Annotated in this window: 4 protein-coding genes; all 4 read right to left on the bottom strand. The window is 68.6% G+C overall.

From position 1 onward, the window contains the following. Positions 1–61 precede the first annotated feature (61 nt). Complete coding sequence (gene sucD, locus ABTZ94_RS36950; RefSeq protein ID WP_266358624.1) at positions 62–946, bottom strand: succinate--CoA ligase subunit alpha; 885 nt, start codon at positions 944–946, stop codon at positions 62–64. A 21-nt stretch (positions 947–967) separates the two neighbouring features. Beyond that, positions 968–2,149 (bottom strand): ADP-forming succinate--CoA ligase subunit beta, encoded by a 1,182-nt coding sequence (gene sucC / locus ABTZ94_RS36945; RefSeq protein WP_351207750.1) that lies wholly within the window; start codon positions 2,147–2,149, stop codon positions 968–970. 366 nt (positions 2,150–2,515) lie between these two features. Next, positions 2,516–2,716, bottom strand: a complete 201-nt coding sequence (locus ABTZ94_RS36940) for a hypothetical protein (RefSeq protein WP_351207748.1) — start codon at positions 2,714–2,716, stop codon at positions 2,516–2,518. A 74-nt stretch (positions 2,717–2,790) separates the two neighbouring features. After that, on the bottom strand, positions 2,791–3,201 hold the full coding sequence (locus ABTZ94_RS36935; protein WP_351207746.1) for a VOC family protein: 411 nt from the start codon (positions 3,199–3,201) through the stop codon (positions 2,791–2,793). Positions 3,202–3,305: the final 104 nt, after the last annotated feature.

The following is a 3,305-nucleotide window of genomic DNA, read 5'->3' as shown; positions in this document are numbered from 1 at the left end:
GGGCCCGCGCCGTCTGTGCGGTGACGCGATACTGCGGTGCTGCTCCGACGCGGTGAAGCGATCAGGCGCCGAGGATCTCGCGCGCCAGCTTGGCAGTCTCGGTCGGCGTCTTGCCGACCTTGACGCCGGCGGCCTCGAGGGCCTCCTTCTTCGCCTGCGCGGTGCCGGAGGAGCCGGAGACGATGGCGCCGGCGTGGCCCATGGTCTTGCCCTCGGGGGCGGTGAAGCCCGCGACGTAACCGACGACCGGCTTGGTGACGTTCTTCGCGATGAAGTCGGCCGCACGCTCCTCGGCGTCGCCGCCGATCTCACCGATCATGACGATCAGGTCGGTCTCGGGGTCGGCCTCGAACGCCGCGAGGGCGTCGATGTGCGTCGTACCGATGACCGGGTCGCCACCGATGCCGACGGCGGACGAGAAGCCGATGTCACGGAGCTCGTACATCATCTGGTAGGTCAGCGTGCCGGACTTGGACACGAGACCGATGCGGCCGGGCTTGGTGATGTCGCCCGGGATGATGCCGGCGTTGGACTGACCGGGGGTGATCAGGCCGGGGCAGTTCGGGCCGATGATCCGGGTCTTGTTGCCCTTCGAGCCCGCGTACGCCCAGAAGGCGGCGGAGTCGTGGACGGCAATGCCCTCGGTGATCACGACGGCGAGCGGGATCTCGGCGTCGATCGCCTCGACGACGGCGGCCTTGGCGAAGGCCGGCGGCACGAAGAGAACCGACACGTTCGCGCCGGTCTTCTCCATCGCCTCGGCGACGGTCCCGAACACGGGGACCTCGTTGCCGTCGAAGTCGACGGAGGTGCCGGCCTTGCGCGGGTTCACGCCGCCGACGATGTTGGTGCCGTCAGCGAGCATGAGCTTGGTGTGCTTCATGCCGGTGGCACCGGTCATCCCCTGGACGATGACCTTGCTGTCCTTGGTGAGGAAGATAGCCATGGTGTTGGAGTCCCTCGTCCCTTACTTCGCAGCCGCGGCGAGCTCGGCGGCCTTGTCGGCCGCGCCGTCCATGGTGTCCACGCGCTGAACGAGCGGGTGGTTGGCGTCGGAAAGGATCTGGCGACCCAGCTCCGCGTTGTTGCCGTCGAGGCGCACGACCAGCGGCTTGGTGACCTCTTCGCCCTTGCTCTTGAGCAGCGCAAGAGCCTGGACGATGCCGTTGGCGACCTCGTCGCACGCGGTGATGCCACCGAAGACGTTGACGAAGACGGACTTGACGTCCGGGTCGCCGAGGATGATCTCCAGGCCGTTCGCCATGACCTCGGCGGAGGCACCGCCACCGATGTCGAGGAAGTTGGCGGGCTTCACGTTGCCGTGGTTCTCACCGGCGTACGCGACGACGTCCAGCGTCGACATGACCAGACCGGCACCGTTACCGATGATGCCGACCTCGCCGTCGAGCTTGACGTAGTTGAGGTTCTTGGCCTTGGCGGCAGCCTCGAGCGGGTTGGCTGCGGCCTTGTCCTCGAGCGCCTCGTGCTCGGGCTGACGGAAGTCGGCGTTCTCGTCGAGAGACACCTTGCCGTCCAGCGCCAGGACGTCGCCGGAGGCGACCTTGGCGAGCGGGTTGACCTCGACGAGGAGCGCGTCCTCGGCGACGAAGGTGTCCCACAGCGTCACCATGACCTCGGCGACCTTCTCGGCCACCTCGGCCGGGAACTTCGCCTGGGCGACGATCTCGCGGGCCTTCTCGATCGTGACACCGGTGTTGGAGTCGACCGGGACCTTCGCGAGGGCCTCGGGGGTCTTCTCCGCGACCTCCTCGATGTCCATGCCGCCCTGCACCGAGGCCATGGCCAGGAAGGTGCGGTTGGTGCGGTCGAGGAGGTACGAGACGTAGTACTCCTCAAGAATCTCCGGCGCGGTCTCGGCGATCATCACCTTGTGGACCGTGTGGCCCTTGATGTCCATGCCGAGAATGTCGGTCGCGCGGGCGACCGCCTCGTCGGGGGTGGCGGCCAGCTTGACGCCGCCGGCCTTGCCGCGGCCGCCGACCTTCACCTGCGCCTTGACGACAGACTTGCCGCCCAGCCGCTCGGTCGCCTCGCGGGCTGCCTCAGGCGTGTCGATGACTTCACCGGCCAGCACCGGTACACCGTGCTTGGCGAAGAGGTCCCTCGCCTGGTACTCGAACAGGTCCACGCGCGTCCGTCCCTTAATCAATGGTCTCGCGGTTCGTTTTCTGCGTGGGCGTGCCGCGAGGGGCAACGTGACTGCTCTGTCACTAGGAAGGCGCACACGGTGACCCGGGGTACGCGGCATGTCCATCTCGCAGGTTATCCCCGCGCTCCGCAGGACCCTAAATCGCAGATCACACCTGAGCGGTGATTACGGTCACAGATCACTCCGGCGCCCGGGTCGCAGTGGACAGAACGGCACTCGTGCGGTGTAGCGGGAACGGCCTCGGCCGGGCCGATCGGGCGGTCCGGGGCCGCCGGTCCCAGGCCGTCGGCACGTCGAACCCGAACGGCGGCAGCGCGAGCCCTCAGCCGACCACGATGACCACCGTCACAGGCCGGAGCGGCAGCTGCCGCCGTTGTCGGCGCGCAACAGCCGCCCGGCCGACATCCGGCGCAGACGGCGACCGAACACCGGACGGGCACCAGCGCGCCGACCACGCCCGGCAACGTGCAGGCGGCCACCGACGCCGCCGACCCGCAGCCCCGCGGTCGCCTGCGGCGCGAACTCGATGACGAGGCGTCGGAGCACCGAGGACCCTCGTGAAGACGCACCTGAGACCGATGTCGTCCCAGCTGTCGGTCGGCCTGCGGTTGCCGGACGGCTCAGCGCAGCTCCTGGATGCGGATCTGGTTGCCCGCGGGGTCGCGGAACGCGCAGTCGCGAATCCCGTACGGCTGCTCGGTCGGCTCCTGGACGACCTCGGCGTCGCCGGCCTGCAGCCGCTCGAAGGTGCCGTCGAGGTCTTTGGTGGCCAGCAGGATCCAGCCGTAGGTGCCCTTGGCCATCATCTCGACGATGGTGCGGCGCTCGTCGTCGGTGACCCCGGGGTCGGCGGCCGGCGGCGCCAGGAGGATGGATGTGCCGGGCTGGTCGGCGGGGCCGACCGTGATCCAGCGCATCTTGCCGTTTCCGACGTCGTTGCGGACCTCGAAGCCGAGGGTGTCGCGGTAGAAGGTCAGGGACGCCTCCGGGTCGTCGTGCGGGAGGACGCTCGTGTGAATGGTGATGTCCATGGCAGTCACGCTAGTGCTGTGAGCGGAAAGGTTCACCGGCTCGCGACGCCCGGCACGGCGCCTCGCCGCGTTGTCGCATCACCCGAGTACATCCAGTACGCGGG

Source organism: Streptomyces sp. NPDC002785, assembly GCF_040295565.1.
GTDB lineage: Bacteria > Actinomycetota > Actinomycetes > Streptomycetales > Streptomycetaceae > Streptomyces.
The sequence above is the reverse complement of the archived record's forward strand: the minus strand, read 5'-3'. Positions and strand labels throughout refer to the sequence as shown.